This is a genomic window from Ferrimonas kyonanensis DSM 18153 (assembly GCF_000425405.1).
In the GTDB taxonomy this organism is placed as follows: domain Bacteria; phylum Pseudomonadota; class Gammaproteobacteria; order Enterobacterales; family Shewanellaceae; genus Ferrimonas; species Ferrimonas kyonanensis.
The window spans coordinates 120,261-140,752 of sequence record NZ_KE384365.1; the positions used below are offsets into that span (position 1 = coordinate 120,261).

Annotated in this window: 18 protein-coding genes; 12 read left to right on the forward strand and 6 right to left on the reverse strand. The window is 56.4% G+C overall.

The features are described from left to right. The first annotated feature begins 95 nt into the window (after positions 1-95). The 7 genes from H598_RS24875 to H598_RS0117995 all read left to right on the forward strand — a co-directional run bounded on the left by H598_RS24875 (position 96) and on the right by H598_RS0117995 (position 8,824). Positions 96-2,066, forward strand: a complete 1,971-nt coding sequence (locus H598_RS24875; protein WP_051252846.1) for a putative bifunctional diguanylate cyclase/phosphodiesterase — start codon at positions 96-98, stop codon at positions 2,064-2,066. 200 nt (positions 2,067-2,266) lie between these two features. Further along, on the forward strand, positions 2,267-3,010 hold the full coding sequence (locus H598_RS0117970) for a helix-turn-helix transcriptional regulator (RefSeq protein WP_028114239.1): 744 nt from the start codon (positions 2,267-2,269) through the stop codon (positions 3,008-3,010). 3 nt (positions 3,011-3,013) lie between these two features. Next, the gene (locus H598_RS0117975; RefSeq protein WP_028114240.1) at positions 3,014-3,688 is read left to right on the forward strand and encodes a response regulator transcription factor; all 675 of its coding nucleotides are present in this window, start codon (positions 3,014-3,016) and stop codon (positions 3,686-3,688) included. Continuing rightward, on the forward strand, positions 3,678-4,886 hold the full coding sequence (locus H598_RS0117980; RefSeq protein WP_028114241.1) for a sensor histidine kinase: 1,209 nt from the start codon (positions 3,678-3,680) through the stop codon (positions 4,884-4,886). Before H598_RS0117975 ends, H598_RS0117980 begins: the two co-directional genes overlap by 11 nt. 347 nt (positions 4,887-5,233) lie before the next feature. Continuing rightward, positions 5,234-5,980 (forward strand): outer membrane protein OmpK, encoded by a 747-nt coding sequence (locus H598_RS0117985; RefSeq protein WP_028114242.1) that lies wholly within the window; start codon positions 5,234-5,236, stop codon positions 5,978-5,980. A gap of 15 nt (positions 5,981-5,995) precedes the next feature. Then, entirely contained in the window at positions 5,996-7,744 is a 1,749-nt protein-coding gene (locus tag H598_RS0117990; RefSeq protein WP_028114243.1) for a flavocytochrome c, read from the forward strand. Positions 7,745-7,813: 69 nt separating this feature from the next. After that, positions 7,814-8,824, forward strand: coding sequence for an FAD:protein FMN transferase (locus H598_RS0117995; protein WP_028114244.1), 1,011 nt, complete (start codon positions 7,814-7,816; stop codon positions 8,822-8,824). 55 nt (positions 8,825-8,879) lie between these two features. On the opposite strand, the gene H598_RS0118000 is transcribed toward H598_RS0117995, so the two are convergent. Beyond that, positions 8,880-11,198 carry an OmcA/MtrC family decaheme c-type cytochrome gene (locus H598_RS0118000; RefSeq protein WP_245595619.1) on the reverse strand — a complete coding sequence of 773 codons (2,319 nt, stop codon included), beginning with the start codon at positions 11,196-11,198 and terminating at the stop codon, positions 8,880-8,882. Between the two features lie 532 nt (positions 11,199-11,730). Between H598_RS0118000 and H598_RS0118005 the strand changes: the two genes are divergently transcribed. The 3 genes from H598_RS0118005 (at position 11,731) to H598_RS0118015 (ending at position 14,763) form a co-directional block, all read left to right on the forward strand. Beyond that, a complete protein-coding gene (locus tag H598_RS0118005; protein ID WP_084144528.1) occupies positions 11,731-12,705 on the forward strand; it encodes a LysR family transcriptional regulator in 975 nt (324 codons plus the stop codon). Beyond that, entirely contained in the window at positions 12,702-13,670 is a 969-nt protein-coding gene (locus H598_RS0118010; protein ID WP_028114247.1) for a LysR family transcriptional regulator, read from the forward strand. Before H598_RS0118005 ends, H598_RS0118010 begins: the two co-directional genes overlap by 4 nt. A 169-nt stretch (positions 13,671-13,839) precedes the next feature. Next, positions 13,840-14,763: a M14 family metallopeptidase gene (locus H598_RS0118015; RefSeq protein WP_028114248.1), complete on the forward strand. Its 924-nt coding sequence runs from the start codon at positions 13,840-13,842 to the stop codon at positions 14,761-14,763. A 75-nt stretch (positions 14,764-14,838) separates the two neighbouring features. Here H598_RS0118015 and H598_RS24880 read toward each other — a convergent pair whose 3' ends face one another. Both H598_RS24880 and H598_RS0118025 read right to left on the reverse strand, forming a co-directional pair. Continuing rightward, on the reverse strand, positions 14,839-15,771 hold the full coding sequence (locus H598_RS24880) for a VirK/YbjX family protein (RefSeq protein ID WP_051252847.1): 933 nt from the start codon (positions 15,769-15,771) through the stop codon (positions 14,839-14,841). A gap of 260 nt (positions 15,772-16,031) precedes the next feature. Next, positions 16,032-16,829: a hypothetical protein gene (locus H598_RS0118025; protein WP_028114249.1), complete on the reverse strand. Its 798-nt coding sequence runs from the start codon at positions 16,827-16,829 to the stop codon at positions 16,032-16,034. A 215-nt stretch (positions 16,830-17,044) separates the two neighbouring features. On the opposite strand from H598_RS0118025, the gene H598_RS0118030 reads away from it, so the two are divergent. Further along, positions 17,045-17,791 carry an urease accessory protein UreH domain-containing protein gene (locus tag H598_RS0118030; protein WP_028114250.1) on the forward strand — a complete coding sequence of 249 codons (747 nt, stop codon included), beginning with the start codon at positions 17,045-17,047 and terminating at the stop codon, positions 17,789-17,791. A gap of 20 nt (positions 17,792-17,811) precedes the next feature. Then, positions 17,812-18,228, forward strand: a complete 417-nt coding sequence (locus H598_RS0118035; RefSeq protein WP_028114251.1) for a MarR family winged helix-turn-helix transcriptional regulator — start codon at positions 17,812-17,814, stop codon at positions 18,226-18,228. Between the two features lie 13 nt (positions 18,229-18,241). Here the strand turns inward: H598_RS0118035 and H598_RS0118040 are convergent, their stop codons facing one another. The 3 genes from H598_RS0118040 to H598_RS24890 all read right to left on the reverse strand — a co-directional run bounded on the left by H598_RS0118040 (position 18,242) and on the right by H598_RS24890 (position 20,432). After that, entirely contained in the window at positions 18,242-18,463 is a 222-nt protein-coding gene (locus H598_RS0118040; RefSeq protein WP_028114252.1) for a YgjV family protein, read from the reverse strand. Between the two features lie 77 nt (positions 18,464-18,540). Beyond that, positions 18,541-19,320, reverse strand: a complete 780-nt coding sequence (locus tag H598_RS24885; protein ID WP_028114253.1) for a nucleoside phosphorylase — start codon at positions 19,318-19,320, stop codon at positions 18,541-18,543. Between the two features lie 194 nt (positions 19,321-19,514). Continuing rightward, entirely contained in the window at positions 19,515-20,432 is a 918-nt protein-coding gene (locus H598_RS24890) for a LysR family transcriptional regulator (RefSeq protein ID WP_035416194.1), read from the reverse strand. Positions 20,433-20,492 lie beyond the last annotated feature (60 nt).

The following is a 20,492-nucleotide window of genomic DNA, read 5'->3' on the forward strand; positions in this document are numbered from 1 at the left end:
AAGCGTTTTAAATGCCCGTTTTTCATATGGATGGACAAAAAGCCAGCCAACTTTGCTACACTGCCGAGTTCTGTTTGCAATGAAATTCATCTGCCATGAACCACACCGCCATGATCGCAGCCCGGCCCGGCTCAAAACGCACCGCCACCTGGTTGTTTGCCGTATTCTTGGTGGTGGCACTGATGGTCGCGGCTATGAGTTGGGTCAGCGTCAGAACCGGTTTCATGGTTCAGGAAGACTCCGAGCAGATGGTCCAGCGCCACATTCCGGAGATGGAGGCCATCGGCGTGCTACAGGCGGCATTGAGTCAACAGGTGAATCAGTTATACCTCTACTATGCCACCACCGATCGGCCCCCTTATCTCTCTCGATCCCGCGAGCTCAATCTGAGCATTAACCGCGGCATTGCCCACCTGCAAGATCTCGGCATCACCGCCCGTGACGCCACCGTTCTGCGTCAGAGCATTACTCAATTCAACCTTCATGCGGCCCAGTTTGACACCCAGATGAGCGGCCCCAGGGATTGGGATAAACTCCGTCAGACCCTGTCCGATGCACAACAGGTGGTCGACACTGCCCATGAGCAATTGAATCAATGGCAGACGAAGATCCGCATGGCCACCATGAACGACAGCGAAGCCGCCCTGTCTGAAGTCAACAAATTGTCACGTCTGCTGGTCGGCTTCAGCATCGCCATACTGGCAGTATCGGCCTTTGTCTTGATGACCTTGTATTTACGGCTCAAAGACCGCGATCAACTGTTCCGTTTTGCATTTTACGACTCCCTTACCGGGCTACCCAACCGTCGAACCCTGACCCAGGATCTGTCTGATAACCTGCAACACACCGACGCTGGCGCCTTGATTCTGCTGCGGCTGGAGCGCTATGCCTTGCTCACCGGCACCTATGGTCACAGCTTTGGCGGCGAGGTTCTGATTGCCGTCAGCCAATGGATTCAGCGACGCCTTAGCAACAGTGGTTGCACCACCAAGCTGTACCGCTTCGGTGAAGACAGTTGGGCAGTGACCGTCCATCACAGCCATCAGGCCCGTGAACTCAGCGAACTGGCTACCAAGCTGGCCCAACTGGCGGACGAACCGCTGTATGTGCAGCAACGGCTGTTGAACCTGAGCGGCAAGATCGGCATTACCCGCTACCCTCAGGACAGCAACGACAGCGATCAACTGATGCGCAACGCCGATGCCGCCATTCACAGTCTCAGCGGCAGCAACCAAAGCTACCGTTTCTACGACCGCGAACTGACCGAGCGAACCCAGCAATGGCTGGCCACCGAGGCCGCCCTTCGACACGCCATTCGCAACCATGAATTTGAGCTGTTCTATCAGGTTAAAATTCACGCCAAAACCCTGAAAATCGCTGGGGCCGAGGCGCTGATTCGCTGGCACCACAACGGCAAAACCATTTCGCCCGCCGAGTTTATTCCCGTCGCCGAGCAAAGCGGACTGATTGTGGCTCTGGGTAACTGGGTATTGAATGAAGCCTGCCGCCAGCAAGCTCAATGGAAAGCGGAGGATCGGCCGCTCTACCCGCTGGCGGTAAACGTCTCGGCTCAGCAATTTGCGGATCCAGCCTTTCCCCAGACCGTGTCCGACTGCCTGGCACGCCACGGCATCGACGCCCGCCTGTTGGAACTGGAGATCACCGAAGAGGTGGCCGCCGCCGATCCGCAACGCGTGGTCGAGACCATGCAACAACTCAAGGCGACCGGCGTCACCATTGCCCTGGACGACTTCGGCACCGGCTACTCCTCCCTGTCCTACCTACAGCGCTTGCCCATCGACACCCTGAAGATCGATCGGGCCTTTGTCTCGGGTATCGACACCGTGGCCGACAACGCCGCTATCGTCGATATGATTCTGTCACTGGCCAGCCAGGGAAATCTGAAGGTTGTCGCCGAGGGAGTCGAAACCCAGGCCGAGTCACGACTGCTTAGGGAGAAATCCTGCACCCTGCTGCAGGGGTATTTGTACGGACGGCCGGAGCCAGCCCCCACTTTCAGTGAACGACTGAGTAACAGGCTGCCCAGCCGTGCCGCCACGGTGTAAGCTCGCGGCCGTCACCCATAGGCCGCTACGATTTTAACTCGCAGGACATCAAAATCACGTCAAAATACTGCATTTGAAATAATGAAATTGCGCTTTTGTTGTGCACCCTGAAGATCGGTGCCAAAGGCCTTTACCGCCAGCGACCCTCCTGAGTACAGTCCGGGTATTCCCTCTCCCACAACAGGCATTCGGATCGGTCGATGAACACCTCTCTCGCACAGCTCCCCTCCCGGGTAGCGGGGTCTTTGCCCCCATGGCAGCAGATACTGGATACCATCAAGCCGAACATCTTCCACCACGGCATTCAGGGATTCTGGTTTCAGGGAGTCGCCCTTTGCGCCTACGACAATTATCACAGTAACTGCCGCAGCAACCTGTTTACCCCCCACACCCTGCGACGGGCTCAAGGGGTGCTGTGTTCATCGCCAAAGATCCGCCAGCTGCACCAGCACTACGTGAGCCGGGTCGCGACATCGGATCCCAACTTTGCCGCCGCCTTGCAGCTGCAACAGCCCTATTGCTATGGTCTGGATCCGGACACCACCAAGGCCGGCCGCCTGTTTCACAGTCATGGTATTCACCAGGTATTAAGCTGGCCGTTGCTTCAGACCGACTGCCACTCCTGGGCGGGACGCTTTACCCTGCTCAGCGACAACAGCATCGACACTGAGCAGCTAGGCAGTACTCTGGAGATCGCCCAAATGAAGCTATTCCAGCTTGGACGAGAGCGATTCAACCCCTACCGTCAGGGCCGAGTCTTCACCTCCACGGCGCTCGGAGTCCTGGCCCTGACCGCGCGGGGACTGCACAACCACCAGATTGCCGAACAGCTGCACCTGACGGTAAGAGGGGTGGAGTACCACCTCGAAGCGATGAGAAAAAAACTGGCTGCCAGCAATCGTGCCAACCTGATCCACATCGCCCACCAACTGGAGATTATCTGAATCATGCTCGTCCTCCTGGTCGAAGACAACCGCCTGTTAGCGAAGAATATTGTTCACTTTCTTGAGCTCAACGGCATCGACTGCGATTACGCCAGCACCCTGCACCAGGGGGGCGAATTGCTGTTCCAGCGCCACTACGATGCCCTGATACTGGACCTGAATCTGCCCGACGGTGACGGCGTTATGGCCTGCCAGCAGTGGAAAGCCCAGTGCCTGCCGACCCCAATCATCATGCTGACTGCCAGAGGCAATCTCAACGACCGACTCAAAGGCTTTGAGGTCGGCGCCGATGACTACCTGGTGAAGCCCTTCGCCCTGCCGGAGTTGGTAGCCCGCCTGAGAGTGATCGCCGAGCGCCGGCCGGCGCCCAAGGTGCTCACGCTGGGCGACCTTGAAATCGACTTTGGCAGTCATCAGGCCTGGCGCCAGCAGCAACCACTGGCGCTATCGAAAACCGGCTGGCAGATCCTGTCGCTGCTGGCCAGGCGTAGCCCGGAAGCGGTGGAGCGAGAAGAGATTGAGCGTATGCTGTGGCCCGACACGCCACCGGACAGTGACAGCCTGCGCAGCCACCTGCACCTGCTCAGGAAAGTGGTCGACAGGCCTTTCGACAGCAAACTGATCCACACCCTGCGCGGCGTCGGCTTATGTCTCAAGGTAAGTCGCGATGAAACCTAAACTCAGCCTCAAGCGGGTCTATCAGGGCTACGGTCTGGCGTTCCTTGCCATCACCCTGGCCATCAACAGCATCATCCCCCTATGCATGATGTGCACCGGCATGTTTTCGATGCATGAAATCACCATGAATAACGCCGGTCAGGCCGCCGAGCAGTTGTTCAGAAGCAGCGGAAAAGCCTTTGTTACCGAAAACATTCAGGTGTTTGACCGTTGGCAATCGGTTCCCAGGCAGGTACGTGCCATCAGCGACTTTGTTCCGCCCAAACAGCCGCAGTCCATCCACTACCAACACGTCGATGGCCCCTTCATCGATGCCCTGATGCTGTATCAGGGCCAGGACCAACGTCCCTACTACGTCTGGCTGCACTACAATGCCACTCACGACCTGGTGTTTGCCCCTAAAAACATGACCGCCATTTTGCTGCTGATCGTCATGACCTTCGGCGTGGTCGCCAGCCTGGCGTTTTATATGCAGAGTCAAGTCATCACCCCGGTGCACCAGATCAGCCAGGCCATCAAGCAACACGACTGGCAAAAAATGCTGCCACTGCAGTTCCCCAAGCAGTGCTACGCCGAACTGCAGTCCATCGTTGACGCCCTCGAGGGCTCGATACGGCAACTGAAACAGGCGCAACAGCGGGAACTGAGTTTTCTGCGCTTTGCCAGCCACGAACTGCGTACCCCCATCGCCATCTGCCAATCCTCATTCGATATTCTGACCCTGCAGCAAGGTCAATTGAGCGGACCGACACTGCACGCTCGCCAAGCCACCGCCCAGATGAAGTCGATCACCGAAACCCTGCTGTGGATGATGGATCCGGACTGCAGTTCCATGGACCCGTCACCGGTGCACCTGAGCCAGATGCTGAGTCAGGTTGTCGAAGACCAGCAACACGCCCAGGGCAGCAGCGTTGCAGTCAACCTTAATGGTGACGCCACCCGACTGACCACACTGAAAGAGCCCCTGTCCATCGTGCTCAACAACCTGATTCGAAACAGCCTGGAACACGGCGCCGATGGCATCGACATCCAACAGCGGGGCAAATGCATCGTTATCAGCAACCCCATGGCCAACAATAACCACAGTGGCTTCGGCCTGGGATTGATGCTGGTCAAGCGTCTGACCACGCAACTGGAATGGCAGTTTGAGATCGACACCAGCGACAACCGCTTTCGAGCCTCACTGACGCTGCCCTGAGGTTAATTCAATCGAATGCACACCGGCGCCCTTTGGGCGCCGTTTTCGTTGCTGGTGGCCTATAAACAATCGACAACTGCGATTATTTAGTTGAATAAAAAATTGAAAAATATTATTTTGACGTTAATTTCACAAAGGCACCAAATCAATAAAAAGCCAAACCAGTCAAGTTCCACAGGTTTATTTAAACGAGCTCACAAAACCCAACACCACAGGTAAAAATGATTTCATTCACTGCCTTATTCCACACACTTTAATCACCGACAACCCAGTCCCGGAAGCATCTCCCAGTCCATTATTTTCAACCCGGTATTCTGACCAGGAATTTTCAGCTAGGAATCCCTCGGATGAACACCAAGTTAATCGCAGCACTGTCAGCATTGCTGGTGGCTCCCGCCATGTCAGCCACCTCTCTGGACCTGGGCTACAAAGCCTATACATCGGATACCCGAGACGACAACGCCGGCGCCTACAACCAACCTTTCTTAAAACTGAGCCACTTTAACAAAGCCGATTGGGGCACACTGTTTGCTTATGTAAAACTGGAGAATCCCGGCGAAGTTAAGGACGCTCAACACGGTGCCGACGGCAAATTAACGGTAAAATCTCTGGCCATTGTCGATAAACAGATTGGCAGCAGCAATCACAACCTGTGGATGCAAAACTTCCTGTCTTCAAATCGCACCGTTATGGAAGACAACCTGTATTTAGGTCTGACTACCAATCAAAAATTTAATGGTCTGTTTATTAACGCCGGTATCGGTATTAACTATTCCGCCGCCTCTTTTAGCCCCACCAATGCCAGCTTCGATGGCCTCAGTGGTGGTGCCGCCGTCATCAACGCCCGCTACCCCTTCGCCCTCGCAGGCCTGAAACACAGCCTCACCGTGAACTACGAAGGTCAATTCGGCCGCGATGACGAACACAAGCAGACTCTGGGCTACGACAGCTACGGTCATCAGCTCATCACCACCCTGAAAACCAACCTGACCGAGTCCTTGTACACCAAGCTGCACCTGACCCAGTTCGACAGCTGGGGCGCCACCCCCAACGACGGCATCGAGTACGGCATCGCCATCGGCATGAGTTTTTAAAGAGAGAGAATCCCTGTGTTAAAGAAAACCCTTATCTCCAGCGCCATCCTGGCCCTGGTCGTCGGCTGCAGCAGCCAGGTTGACAACCCCAGCGTCACCAGCGAAGGCAAGGCCTTTGGCAAACATGGCGAAATCCAGGTAAAAACCGAGGTCAAAGATGGCCAACTGGTGGACATCCAGGTTCTGAAACAGAACGAAAACAAGGTGCTTGCCGCCTCGGTCTTCACCGAGATGAAAGACGCCATGATCGCCAGCAACAGCACCGAGGTAGACGGCATCAGTGGCGCCACCATCACCAGTGGCGCCTTTAAGGAAGCGGTAGACAACTCCCTGGACGCCGCCGGTGTCACCCTGATTGCCGGGGCCGCCAAATCCAAGAAGCAGGCAGACGTCGCCACCGAGCAACAGTTCGATGTGGTGGTTGTCGGCTCCGGGGGCGCCGGATTCAGCGCCGCCATCACTGCCAAAAACGCCGGGGCCAATGTGGTCATCATCGAGAAGATGCCGACCGTCGGCGGCAACAGCCTGATCACCGGTGGTCAGATGAACGTCCCAGGCAACTGGGTTCAGAAACAGAAAGGGATCGAAGACAGCATCGAACTGTTCGTCAAAGACACCCTCAAGGGCGGTGACTACCTGGGCGATCCCGAGATGGTTCAGATTCTGGCAGAACAGGCTCTGCCGGCAGCCGAGTGGCTGCGGGATTACATCCACGTCGACTTCTATAAAGATCAACTGTTCCAGTTTGGTGGTCACAGTGTCAAACGCGCCTTGATCCCGAAAAACCACACCGGTGCCGAGTGGATCAGCAAGTTCATGGCCAAAACCGATGAGCTGCAGATCCCCATCCATACCCGTACCACAGCCAAGGCCCTGATTCAGGATCAGAATGGCCGGGTTATTGGCGTGGAAGCCGAGAAAAATGGCAAGACCATCAGCTACTTCGCCAGCAAAGGTGTGGTGCTGGCGACCGGTGGATTTGGCGCCAACGTCGAGATGCGTACCCGCTACGTCCCCGAACTGGATAACCGCTATGGCACCACCAACGCCCGCGGCATCACCGGTGACGGCATCGTGATGGCGGAAAAGCTGCACGCCAAGACCCACAACATGTCCTCGATTCAAACCTACCCCATCTGCCACGTGGACACCGGTGTGATCTCGCTGATCGCCGACTCCCGCTTCTTTGGCGCCCTGCTGGTAAACAAGGAAGGCAAACGCTTTGTGGAAGAGTTGGAGCGTCGTGACGTCATCAGCCGTGCCATTCTGGCCCAGACCAACCAGCAGGCGTATGTACTGTGGGGCAATGAAATCGAACAAGCCGCCAAAGTGGTGGGGGTACACAAAGATGAGTTCGAAGAACTGAACCGCAAAGGCTACATGTACAAAGCCGACAGCATCGAAGAGTTGGCCGACAAGTTTGGCATCGACAAGCAAGCGCTGATGGCCCAGGTAGGCCGGGTCAATCAGTTTGCCAAACAGGGCAAAGACCAGGAGTTTAACCACCGTGGAGGCCTGAAGACGCTGCTGCAACCTCCGTTCTACATGCTGGTTGCCAAGCCATCGGTACACCACACCATGGGTGGCCTGGTCACCGACACCCACACCCGGGTCATCGCCGACAACGGTCAACCCATTGAGGGCCTGTTTGCCGCCGGTGAGGTCACCGGCATGACCCATGGCTCCAACCGCCTGGGTGGCAACGCCATCACCGACATTACCGTGTTTGGCCGCCTTGCCGGTCAGCAGGCTGCCGCCAACTAACCCCGGTTTTTTACTCACCCGACAAGGCCGGCCCCCGAGGCTGGCCTTTTTCGTTTCAGGAACCCCACCATGAAGCTTCTTCCCGCCGTCTGCGCTCTACTGGCACTGCTCAGCCTGACCTCCTCTGCCGCCCCGCAGATGCGTCACATTGCCGGAGACACCATGGGCACCACTTACACCATCCAGTGGCGGCAACACGCGCCCGAGCACAGCCCATCCCAGGTACTGATGGCCGTTCAACAACAGCTGCAGCAAATCAATGCCGGCTTGTCGGTGTTTCGACCCGACTCGGAGATCAGCCGGGTGAATCAGGCTCCCATCGGACAACCGATTGCAGTCTCGAAGGATCTGGCCAGCGTGGTTGCCATCGCCAACCGGATCAGTACCAATACCGACGGTGCCCTGGACATCACTCTGGGACCGGTGATCGAGTTTTGGGGATTTGGCCATCGGCCCCGGGATCTCAATCATAAGAATCGGGGCCAGTTAGAGCGCGCCCGCAGCCACACCGGCATGGAGGGGTTTACGCTGCAGCAGCGCACCCTGACCAAGCTGATTGCCGGCCTGGCTTTTAACCCGTCTGCCGTTGCCAAGGGCTATGGCGTCGATCGGGTCGCCCTGGTGCTGGATCAACTGGGCATTGACCACTACTTGGTGGAGATTGGCGGCGAAATCAAAACCCGGGGCCAGCCAGAGCCCGGCCGTGACTGGCAGATTGCCGTTACCCGGCCAGAAAAGCTGAGCCTGGCATTGCAGCAGATCGTACCTCTGAAGAATTTGTCGATGGCCACCTCGGGCAACTACGTCAACTTCATAGAGAACAACGGGGTACGCCTAGGACACATTATCGATCCCCGCAGCGGCTACCCCAGCCTGAGCAATACCCTGTCGGTGACGGTCATCCACCCCAGCTGCGCCATTGCCGATGCCTACGCCACGGCCCTGATGGTGCTGGACGCGGAACGCGCCCTGACCATCGCCCAGCAACACGCCCTGGCGGTGATGATCATCGAACAATCCAGTACCGGCCCCCGCAGTCGCTTCAGCGAGTCGTTCGCGCAGCTGCTCGGCCGCCACTGAGACACAAAAAAAGCGCCCGAAGGCGCTTTACTCAGTTGCAGGGAAATGCAACGTCTTAGTGAGCACCACCGGCGTGCATCACGTCAATACCGTAGGTCTTGCCTTCGGCGTGACAAGTCCCACAGGACTCAACCGGCAGATCCGCGCTGGTAGAAGGCTCACCCTCTACGTAAGAGCCGTTACTCTTGAAGTGCGCCAGCGCCGCTGGGCTGGAGTGGGCGTGACAGGTTCGGCACGCTTCGGCGACAGGCGACAGGTAACCGTCATTGACGCCATCAAAGTTCAGATCCACACCCAGTGCGCGTTTGCCGGACGCCAAACCACCGTCGGCGGCAAACAGGGCGGTGTCATCCTTGTGACAGGCCACACAGCTGTTGGCCTGATCCGGATAGCCCTGAGTCGCCATGCTGCTGTCCAGGTGAATGGCCGGGAAGCCGCGGTTGTCGTCCCACAAACCGGTGTGGAAACGGTGGGCCACGGCAAACAGGTCGCGAGTGTGGTAGCTCAGGCCATCGATGGTCTTAAACACCGGATTGCCATCGGCATCCACATCGTCGGACTTGTACTCAACTGCGGCGTGGTAGGAGCCACCCCAGGTTTCATTGTGGCAGTTCATGCACTGGTCAAACTTGAGGTTTCCGTAGTGCTTGGCGTTGGCCAGGGTATCGTGACAGTTGTTGCACTTGGCTTCGTCGGCAGTAATCCGTTCCGGCTGGCTGAAACGGGACACCAGGGCATCGCTGCCATCGGCGTTGGCCAGGTTCCAGTAAGCGGTATCCATGGTTACCGCCACATAACCCACTTCATACTGAGGCTTGGTGTCATCACCACCTTCGTAGCACTCAATCAGGGCACCGTCTTTGCTGCACAGTGACAAGCGCGAAGCCAGGTACAGGCTTTGCCCATCCAGGTTCAGGTTGCCAATGGCCGACGCTTCCACTTCACCGGCAGCGGCGGCGGCCCCGGCAAAATCAACATCGGTATTCTTGGTGACGGTACCGTCGGCCACCACGCTGCCCACCATCAGGGTGGAGTACTTGGCATAAGGGCCAAAATCGAAACCATCGGCGACATCGCTGCCATCTTGCTGAACCGCCAGGGTCACGGTCAGCTTGTCCTGCATCTCGATGGTGCCATCCACGTCCACCGCTTCGCTGTTTTCGCTGTAGACCACGTTGACGACCTGGGCGGCAATGGATGCCGTCGCCTTGGTACGGTCGCCGACATTATGGGCACTGCTCATCCATTCGGTGGTGTGACAACCACTGCACGCCGCGGCGTCAATGCCGGCATGGGGCACCGCCAGCGAGTCGTCATTTCTGAAGTCAATATGACAGGCCTGGCAGGCTTCGGCGTAAACATTGGTCTGCCAGCTTGGCTCGCCATCGTGACACACGGTACATTCGTTCAGCTCGGACGGGAATCCGATTTCACCGAACATCTCATGGGCTTCACCGGTCAACTCCTTGCCCAGCAGGGAGTGGATCTTATGGCCACCGTGGATGGTGTGCACCATGGGACCAAAGTCAGCATTCCAACCAATGGCGGGATCATTCTGGCCACCGCTCAGAGCCGGGTTGTGGCAGGCAACGCAGTTTTCCACTTTCTGATAGTTGTGGTGGGCTTCGATGTTGGCAATGCGACCATCCTGCTCGCCGTGGCACTGAATGCAGGCGGCGTTGCTGACGGTGTCCTTGTCAGACTGAGCCAACTCGCCGGTGGCCGGAATGTAATCCAGCGGTGACGAGAAGATCTTATCGGCGATGCCGGCACCGGCGGCATTGACCACGTTGAAGGCTCTCATGAATACCCGGTGCAGATCGTCGGCACTGGCAGAGGCCAGAATCACCGGCGCCGCCCCTTCGTGGCTCCAGGTTCCGGTGTAAGTGCCCGGGTTGGCCTCATCTTCCACCAGAGTACAGGCATCCACCTCTTCACCAAGCCGTGACAGAGTTTTTCCTTCCGGGGTGCAATACATGTAAGAACCGGCCTCATTGGCCATCACGTGGTTGACCCACTGCTTGGGCGCGCCACCGGCGTCGTTGGCCTGTTGATTCATCACATACAGCGCTACCTTGTCCATGCCAAGGAAAGGCACGTCTTCCCCTTTGGCATTTTTTCCAGTCACGCTAAACGCGACCGAAAACGGTTGCCCGGCGGTAATGGCCAGGTTTTCGGGCAACAGGGTAATGGTCATCTCTGCGGCAGATTCAATGGTGTCGGCAAAGCTGCCTGCAGGCAAACCCGGCTCTCCTGGCTGGCCCGGATCTCCAGGCTGTCCCGGAGCGCCATCCTTGCCATCGTCACCATCGCTGCAACCGGCCATCATCAAAGCCGATGCAATCAGTAACGCCAACGGTGCTTTTCTTGTCATTCTCATCATCATTTCTCCAAAAATGGAATTCGCCCTCTAAGTGGCTGGGAGAAATACTATTTGAAGTGGCTAAACCCTGAATTTGACCAGAGTCACTGTATTAGAAAACAGTGATGAGCACGCAGAAACACTGAAAAACAACCAGCAGGCAGCACAACTGACTGATTGCGCAATTGTTATCAAAATGTATGATGTAATACCGATGCAGCTTTGGAATATGCGAGACAGTTTCACAGGCTGCATTTATGAAACCGGTTTTCAGCAATTCTGTCTGAGTATTTGAGGTAGAATGGATATTAATGCAGTTCGAGAAAGCCTCAACTGCTTACATTGCTGACTTATAAAGCGACAAAAATATTAGAATAAGTGACACTACTATCAATAAAATTGTATATATCGCTACGGCCTAGTCGTTTTCGAGTGAATAACAATAAACTTGCTGCATTAATTCTTGCTAGTTCTGTGATTCCAGTCAGACACCTGATTCACTCGATAACGTATAGTGCGATAAAAAGTAGGGCGAGCCCGGGCGATGGACAAATTACGAGACATCAACATTTTCTCTTTTCAGGTCTTCGTACTTGTATACGAGTCACTTAATTCCCTAAGTGTGGCTCAGACACTGAATGTACCTGCATCTAAAATAAGCCGCTGTTTAAATAGCTTACGTCATGCGTTGGACGATCCTCTGTTCCATCGCAAACAGTACGGCTTTGAACCCAGCGAAATGGCCACCCGCATCTATCCCGAGATGAAGCGGGTGCTGGAGTTGGCTGGTCAGGCATGCAGCCTCGGTCAAGAAGAGAATAATCGCCTGAAACAAGAGATCGTTATCGCCTGCCCTACTGGCCTGTGTATTAAACTGGCACAGTATCTTCAGGCAAGCGCAAATGAGAATAATCAGCATTTTACTTTTAATGTGAAACCGATCACTCATCATATTGATTCTGAAATTCAGCATGGGGATATTGATGTTGCCATCAGTTTCGAGAGTTCTACCGCTGAAGGTGTGCGCAGTCAGTTTATTACCGAAGGCAATGCGTTATTTGTGGTCGGTAATCATCAACACCCCATCTGGCAGCGCAGTATTCAACCTCAATTAAAAGAGATCATTGATTATCCGTTTATTGTCACCGACTGCCCTGCGTTTAACGACCGCATTGATCCCCTGGAAGTGTACGCCAACGACATCGGCCGCCATCTGAATATTGAAACCAAAGTCAGTGGCCTCACCGAACTGGCTGATCAACTGGAAACCAGTCGTGGGCTGACCTTTATCGGTCAGAAATACGCCGCCGAATTTATGGATCGTCTCAGTGACATCAGCATCCGCCGCCTGCCTCAGGATCAATTTGACCTGCTGCACCAGCGCATGGGCGTGCCGAACTATTACCTGCTCAGCCACCCAAGGCAACAGCAGATGCCGGAATGGCTGCTGTCCTGCATCGAGCAATTCATCATTAACTCCGTGGTGCTGCCGCCGATTGAATCCAAGGACTACCCATGACCAGCGTCAATATCGACAAATTGAAAGACATCAACCTGTTTGTTATTCGCGCCTTCTGTCTGGTGTACCAACACGGTAACTCCATCGCCGTGGCCGGCATTCTGGATGTGCCACCATCGAAAATCAGCCGCAGTCTCAATGCGCTGAGGCAGTCCTTTTCCGATCAGCTGTTCATACGTCGGCAGCACGGTTTTGAACCCACTCCACTGGCAGACAACCTGTACCCGATCCTCAGCCGGTTATTAGGCGAATCCGAAGAGATCGCCGCCATCGGTCACTACAAGGAGATGGATCAGCACAATAACCTGCACATCATCACGCCACCGCAGTTGGCCATCAACCTTATCCACAGCGTGCGCTGCGCCGCCGATAGCAACAACGATCCTCACAGCATTCATCTGAAGCTGTTCAATGACTCCACCCTGGATGAACTGGCTTCCAACCGCGCCGATGCGGTGATCAGTTTCACTCCGGCCGAGCGAGAAGGGATCCTGTCCAAGGCCATTGCCACCCCAAAGAAGGTCTACCTGGTGGCCCGTGAAGGCCACCCTATCTGGGACAACCCCAGCCTGGAGCAGATCGCCAGCTACCCCCATATCCTCTATGGCAACTCCTGTTACCCCAACAGCCAGTCGCCGATGAAGTTCTACTGTAAGCGCAAGGGCATCCCCTTCAAACTGGACTCCATCGCCTCGGACATGGCGGCCATGTCCAACTCGCTGCTGGAGTCTGACGCCGTGTCACTGCTGGCCTTCAGTTCTTGCGCCAGTTTCTTCCGCGACCTGAAAGGCATCCAGGCAATTCAACTGAGCTCGCGCCAGTTTGAAGAGTTGGTCAGCTTTAAGACCCCAAAGACCATCTACCTGTGGCTCAAGCACGATCAGGATGGACGGGTTTCCACCCCCATCTGGTTACAAAAGAGCCTGGAGCAGCACATTCTCCACTCCCTTGGTCAGGCCGGTTAGATGCTCCCCCACCGAGGCAACTGAACCCCGGTGGGCTCCCTTTACCCCAATGACCCACTGAATCCGCCGACAGAGGCAGCCAGATCAGTCCCTTTACTAGCGGCGGTATTCTGCCAGCACAATCCCGCCTATACTGGTCGGCCAAGCAACCGACTCATAAGAGGGAACCATGATCGACTCTCGCCCCTACCCCATTGGGCGGCTCCACACCCCGTGGAACGACGCCGAAAAGGCAGCCTGGCGGGCCAGCACCCGGATTCAGCGCAGTTATCAGAGTGAGGTGGTCAATGCCATTCGGGCCCTGGCCGATCGGTTCGAACTGCTGCAATACGGAGCCCTGTCGTACGATCCAGAACGCTACCCGCTGCTGGCCCTGAAAAGCCCAGGTTGGCATCAGGACAAGCCCACGGTCCTTATCAGCGGCGGCGTTCATGGCTATGAATCCAGCGGTGTCCATGGCGCCCTGACGTTTGCTCGCGAGCGGGTACAGGACTACCAAGACCGCTTCAACCTGATCATTGCTCCGTGCATCAGCCCTTGGGGCTATGAAACCATCAATCGCTGGAACCCGAATGCGGTCGATCCCAACCGTTCCTTCTACCCAAACAGTCCGGCCCAGGAGTCGGCGGCGTTGATGCGGTTGATTGAGTCGTTACAGGTCGAATTGCTGGCCCACATCGATCTCCATGAAACCACCGACACCGATGAGTTGGAGTTTCGTCCGGCCCTGGCGGCACGGGATGGGCTCGAATACGTGCAAGGGATCATTCCCGATGGCTTCTACCTGGTGGGGGACAGCGACAAGCCCGAGCCCGAGTTTCAGGCGGCCATGATCGCCGCGGTACGCCAGGTAACCCACATCGCCCCCGCCGATGATCAGGGCAACATCATCGGTTCCCCCCTGCAACAACCGGGGGTGATCAACTACCCCACCAAGAAGCTGGGCCTGTGCGCCGGACTCAGTGATGCCCCGTTTGTCACTACCACCGAGGTGTACCCGGACAGCCCCTCAGCCACTGCCGAGCAGTGCAATCAGGCACAAGTGGCGGCGGTCTGTGCCGCGCTGGACTACCTCAACGCCACAGAAGAGTAAGCACTCACATACCCAAAAGGCCGCACACGGCGGCCTTTTTTGAATCTCACCAGAGTCGGCGCCTGGGCCGATTTGTCAATGCAGTGTCACCTCATGCAGTTGCTGGGCAAACTGCTGCTCCAGGCCATCCAGCCACTCATAGCGTTTGGTGTACAACCGCCGCTTGCTGCGTTTCAAAGTGGCGGTGTCCTTTCGTACCGGCATCAGCGGCAGTTGAAAGAAGTGCTCATTCACCGGCTCGCCGCTGTGTTCCAGCCACTGAGCGTCGTAATCAAATCGCACCGCATTGCGCTTGCGGCCAATGTAGCGAGGAGACTGGTAGATATGCCCCTTGTTGGTCACCGCGTACACCTTCGCCAGCCCCAGTTGCCGCGCCAGCATCAACGCCAGCTCGACCACCAGCGATTTGGGTCTTAGACCGTGCATTCCCTTGGTCAATGCCCGAATCACCTGCTCACGATTCTCAACCCGGTTGGTGGGCCCCTGAACGGCCCCGATGTACATGACACCGCCATCGCGTTCGGACAGGCTGAAACTGATGGTGAACACCCGTTGCCCCAAGCTGTTTTTCAGGCTCAGTCCCAGGCCACCCTCCTTGTTCAGCCCCTGATCCAGATAGACCTCATAGGGCTGCTCCTCGTTATCTTGAACCTCCAGTAGCTTGATGCCATGACCGGTATAGATCGCTTCTACGCGAGAACCAAAGCGCTGCAGCAGACACTGGTGGTGACCATTGATCTCGTCGATACGACGCTCTTTGCCCCAGCCGATGCACACATAGGGGCGAAACGGCTTGCGCACGACTCTGGGGTTAATCTGCAACACCGGTTTCAGACACTCGGCATCCAGAACCCGGGTAACCCGGGCGATGTCCCGCGCATGCAGGTTACTCCAGACCAGGGTCGAAGCGACCCGAAACCGGCGTTTCAGCCCCCGGTGTTTTCGGTTCAGTGACCGCGAGAGCGACAACAACGCTTTTTGATTCTCCACTCGTTCTCTGATGGACACTTTTACCCCTTAGCTTGCGCGACACGAAAAACAAAGGCGCAAGGTTAGGAGAAATGGGGGCAGCAAAAATGTGATCCTGGGCCACCTCTGCAGGGCGCTGACACAGGCTGACAAACGCCCTGACAAACGCTTACATCAAGCGACTTGAACGGTGGGAAATTCGGCTGAAATCCGCAACGGGCGGATAGCCACATAGACGCTCATCCGCATGCCGGCGACAAAAAGGGCGGCTTAACGCAGCCACAATGGCTAACGCTGACTCAGGGTGATTTCAGAAAATGCTGAATTCGCTCCTGATACAGCTTATCCAGTGCCTCGGCCACCGTCAGAGTCTCGTCCCGATCCAGGTAGCGGTGCACCGCATTGACCACATAACGACGGGACTGACCATGCTGTTTGGCAAAAGCGGCACAATGACGGTTGAGCTCCCGCTCCGACAATTGCTGTTTCTGCTGCTGCTGAAACGCCAGAATCGCCGCATCCAGGTTGTGGTTGTGCTTAGCCAGCGCTTCGGCCAGTTGCCCCTGCTTGATGCCGTAAGTACGGCTGGCGTACACCAGCGCGGCCTTGAGGCTATCGAAACGCTCTCCAAACACCCGCACCGGTTGTGGCTGAAGCTGAGTCACTTCGATACGGCTGCCTTCCAACTCGTAGGCATAGCCAGGGTATTGGCTGCGACGATGGGCCTCTTCACCCAGAGTCAGGCCGGCGGCAATGCTGTGACTGAGTGAACGATCCAGCTGGGCCACCTCATCCTGATTCCAGCGCAGATAGACATTAATGGCCTGCTTATATTTGTTGGCCAACTTGGCCTGCACCACATCCCGGCGCTGCAGCAGCAATCCCATGGTGCAGCCTTTCAGCAGAGTCAGGCACTCCTTGCAGGCCGGCACCTGCAGGTTATCGGCGGCCTGCTGATGATCCGCAAAGGCATACCAATGGTCGCGGGGCGGCGCGAAATCCGAGTCGGTGGCGATGCAGCCGCAATAGAAGCAAGTGTGAAAGTGCGCGTCATCGGCGGCGCGCATGATGCGGTAACGCGGATCCAGTTCAGTCATTCACACTCTTATTGAGGCTTGAGGATGGGGCGGCCATTCTAGCCCAGAAGCGGCTCGCTTATCGACCCCGGTTCGATATTCCCCCCCAGTCCCCTCCAGCGCCGACACCCAGGGTTTGACTTCGCCAGCCCTTGGCTGCGGCGAGCACATTTATCTTGATACTCAAACAATTTGACATTACATTACTTTGAAATTCAAACAAAGTAGGTTTTCTAATGGAATTCGACACCCTGTTTTACGTCGCGCTGCAATCCAGTCTGGTGCTTGGCCTGGTGCATGGAGTTAACCCCTGCGGTCACTCTTGGTTAGTACTGGCTCCCTTCGTCGCCGGCAGCAAGGATGGCAAACACGTCTCCAACCTGACCGCTGCCTTCATTGTGGGCACGACTCTGGGCTGCCTGGCCATTGGTTTGGCTCTGGGTTTATTGTCCTCCGGGCTGCCGGAACAAGTGCTTCATATCACTGATATTGTCACCGCTATCATCATCATTGCCCTAGGGGCCATCCTACTCTGGCGCCCCCATTTGCTGCATTCTCATGACCACGACCATGACCATGGACATTGTCATGGGCACAGCCATGACCATGGACATTGTCATGGGCACAGCCATGACCACGGGCATTGCCACAGCCATGGCAAACCCAAGAGTTTGAAAAAGGCCACCGCATTTGGACTGGCATCCATCGGCTTCGTCAACATGATCGTCCCCTGCCCCACGGTTGCCATGATGTACTCCTACTCCCTGACCGCTGCCAACACCGCCAACTCCGTGGCGGTATTTTTCATCTACGCCGTGGGTACTGGCATCAGCATGGCCGCGGTGATTTTTGCCATCTTTCGAGCCACCAGCGCCATGCGAAAATTACAAAAGCCTTGGATTGAACCCGCCATTATGCGCAGCGTGGGGGTGTTGACTATCGGGTTCGGTGTGTACACTCTCTACTCCAGCTACCTGTTTTAATTAAACAGCAGAGAGATTCAATGCCCCATCTTGACCAACTCAATCATGCCATTATCGAATTTTACGAAAAGCTCTCCTCATGGGAACACAGCGTGGTCAAGGAGATTGGCGTCACTTTGGCCCATGTCCACGCCGTAGAACTGCTGGGGATTCACGGAGCGATGCGGATGAAAGAGCTGGCCATGAAGATGTCAGTCACCACCGGCACCATGACGGTACAGGTCGATAACATGGTAAAAGCGGACCTGGTTAGGCGACGACCCCACGACACGGATCGTCGCTCTATTCTGGTGGAGCTCACCGAAAAAGGTCAGCAGATATACCAAAATCACGACGCGCTTCATCATGACCTGACCCAGCAAATTACCTCCGGGCTGGATACGACACAGCAGCAGGCGCTGCTCAATTGTCTGATACAAATGAACCGGGAGTTCTAACCCTAAGTCGCCATCAGCGCCGGTGATGGCGGCGAGCCTTGAGCATCTGCGCCAGATTGATCAGCACACAGGCGCCGTTCATCAAGGTCACCGGATAGGCCTCGATGGCCAGCCCGTATCCGGCCATGATCAAACACCCCAGCGAGTTAAAGGTCCGCAGGAAGTACACGTTGGCCGAAAGCAGTGACACGGTGATCAGCGCCGATCCCAGGTAGCCCATCAACTCAACACTCATACTGGGTCTCCTTAATTGCGGGAGAGAGCGGGTTGCCTCAAGGCCGCACAAGCCCCGGACAACGCACTCCTAAGTCATTACAGCGTCAAGCCACCCTGATGCAGGCGATACAGGGTTTCCAATGCGATCTGGGTCTCCAGCTCGATCCCCTCCTCCAGCGGCAGGTTGCGCTTACCCCACAGGTTTTCTCCGCGCTTATGATTGGCCGCCGCCGCACAGATGGTTGCGCCTCTAAGGCCGCGTCGATGACAGACGGTAAACAGCGCCGAGGATTCCATCTCGATGTTTTTCAGCCCCAGATCGATCAATTTCTGAATCCACTCCGGACTTTCACCATAGAAAGAGTCGTCGGTAGAGGTGATGCCCCAGTGCACCTTGGCGCTTTTATCGGTGCAGTACTCCTTGGCCACCGAGATCAGCTCCGAGGTCACCTCCAGATCGGCGATGGCCGGGAAGTTATCCGGTACGTAGAATTTGGAGGTGCCTTCATTTTTCATCGCGCCGGTAGTCACCACCAGATCGCCGATGTCGATCTCATCCTGAAGGGCCGCACAACTGCCCAGACGGATAAAGACCTTGGCCCCGATGTTGGCCAGCTCCTCCGCCGCGATGGCGGTAGAGGGGCAGCCCATGCCGGTGGAGGTCACAGAGATGCGAACCCCCTTATAGAAGCCGGTGTAGGTTTTGTGCTCGCGCTTGTGAGCCACCAACTCGGCATCGTCCAGGTATTTGGCAATGATATCGGTACGGAAGGGGTCACCCGGCAGCAGCACATACTCGGCCACGTCACCGTCAACCATACCGATGTGGTACTGACGAATGCCCTTGGTTTTTTCATCTTTGTTTACAACAGTCATAACAGCCCTCTTGGTCATCTGACGACCTCTGTGCGGTCTCCTTGGTCGAGGAGGAACCCTCCTCGCCGGCGAATCAACGGCTTCATCTTAGCGTCGGTCACCAGGGCCACACAGAGCCAGATGGAAAAGCTGTTTTTCCTGCTGAGAAACAACAAAAAAGGAGCCCTCAGGCTCCCGCTTACACTCGACTTGCCTCAACGGCCTGGCGGGTGATTCAGAGATTCCCTGACCGCCTCGATCACCACCTTGAAGCGCTTCGGCAGTGCCTTGCGGGACGGGTAGACCGCGTACACCGGCATGGTCAGGTCGGTGCGCCACTCCTTGAGCAGTGGCACCAGTGGCTCGGCCCCGGCATGTTTGGGCAACAGGTAATCGGCGATGTAGCCGATGCCCAGGCCCGAACTCACCGCATCCAGCACCGTTTCGGCACTGTCGATGACAAAGTTCCCCGACACCGCCACATCCAGGTGTTGGCCGTCGCGGCAAAACGACCAGTTGTGATAGTCCCGGGTCTTGCTGCGATAAATGATGCAGTTGTGCTGACTCAGCTGGTCTGGATGGCTGGGCGCACCATGACGCTGCAGATAGGCCGTGGACGCCAGCAACACAAAGTCCACATCGTACAAGCGCTGGGCGATGTAGCCAGGACTGATCTGCTTGCTGGTGGTAAACCACAGATCCACGTCGTCCTCCAGCATATCGACGCGGCAATCCCCCAGAGTCACCTCCAGCGCCAGTCCCGGATAGCGCGCCTGCAGCGCCTGGGCAATAGGCACCATATAACGGGCCCCCAACGAGTGGGACATGGCAATGCGCACCCCGCCGGCAATCGCCTCTTTTGAGTCAAGCACCTGTTCGGTGGCCTGATCCATCACCGCGATCATTCGCTGACAAGACTCGGCAAACAACGCCCCTTCACGGGTCAACGTCAACTGCCGGGGCGTGACCTTAACCAGCTTCACTCCCAGGCGCTGCTCGAGATCCTTGACCTGCTTGCTGACGTGAGAGATCGACACTTCCAGCCGCTCTGCTGCCAGCGTAAAGCTGCCCGTCGACGCCAGCGCATCGAAGATGATCATCTGATAGGCATCGTATTTGCCGTGCTTGTTCATGGTTATCCCAGCTCCCCGATCGGAATCGGTTTCATAGTAGCGAAATCCCGCCCCATCTCT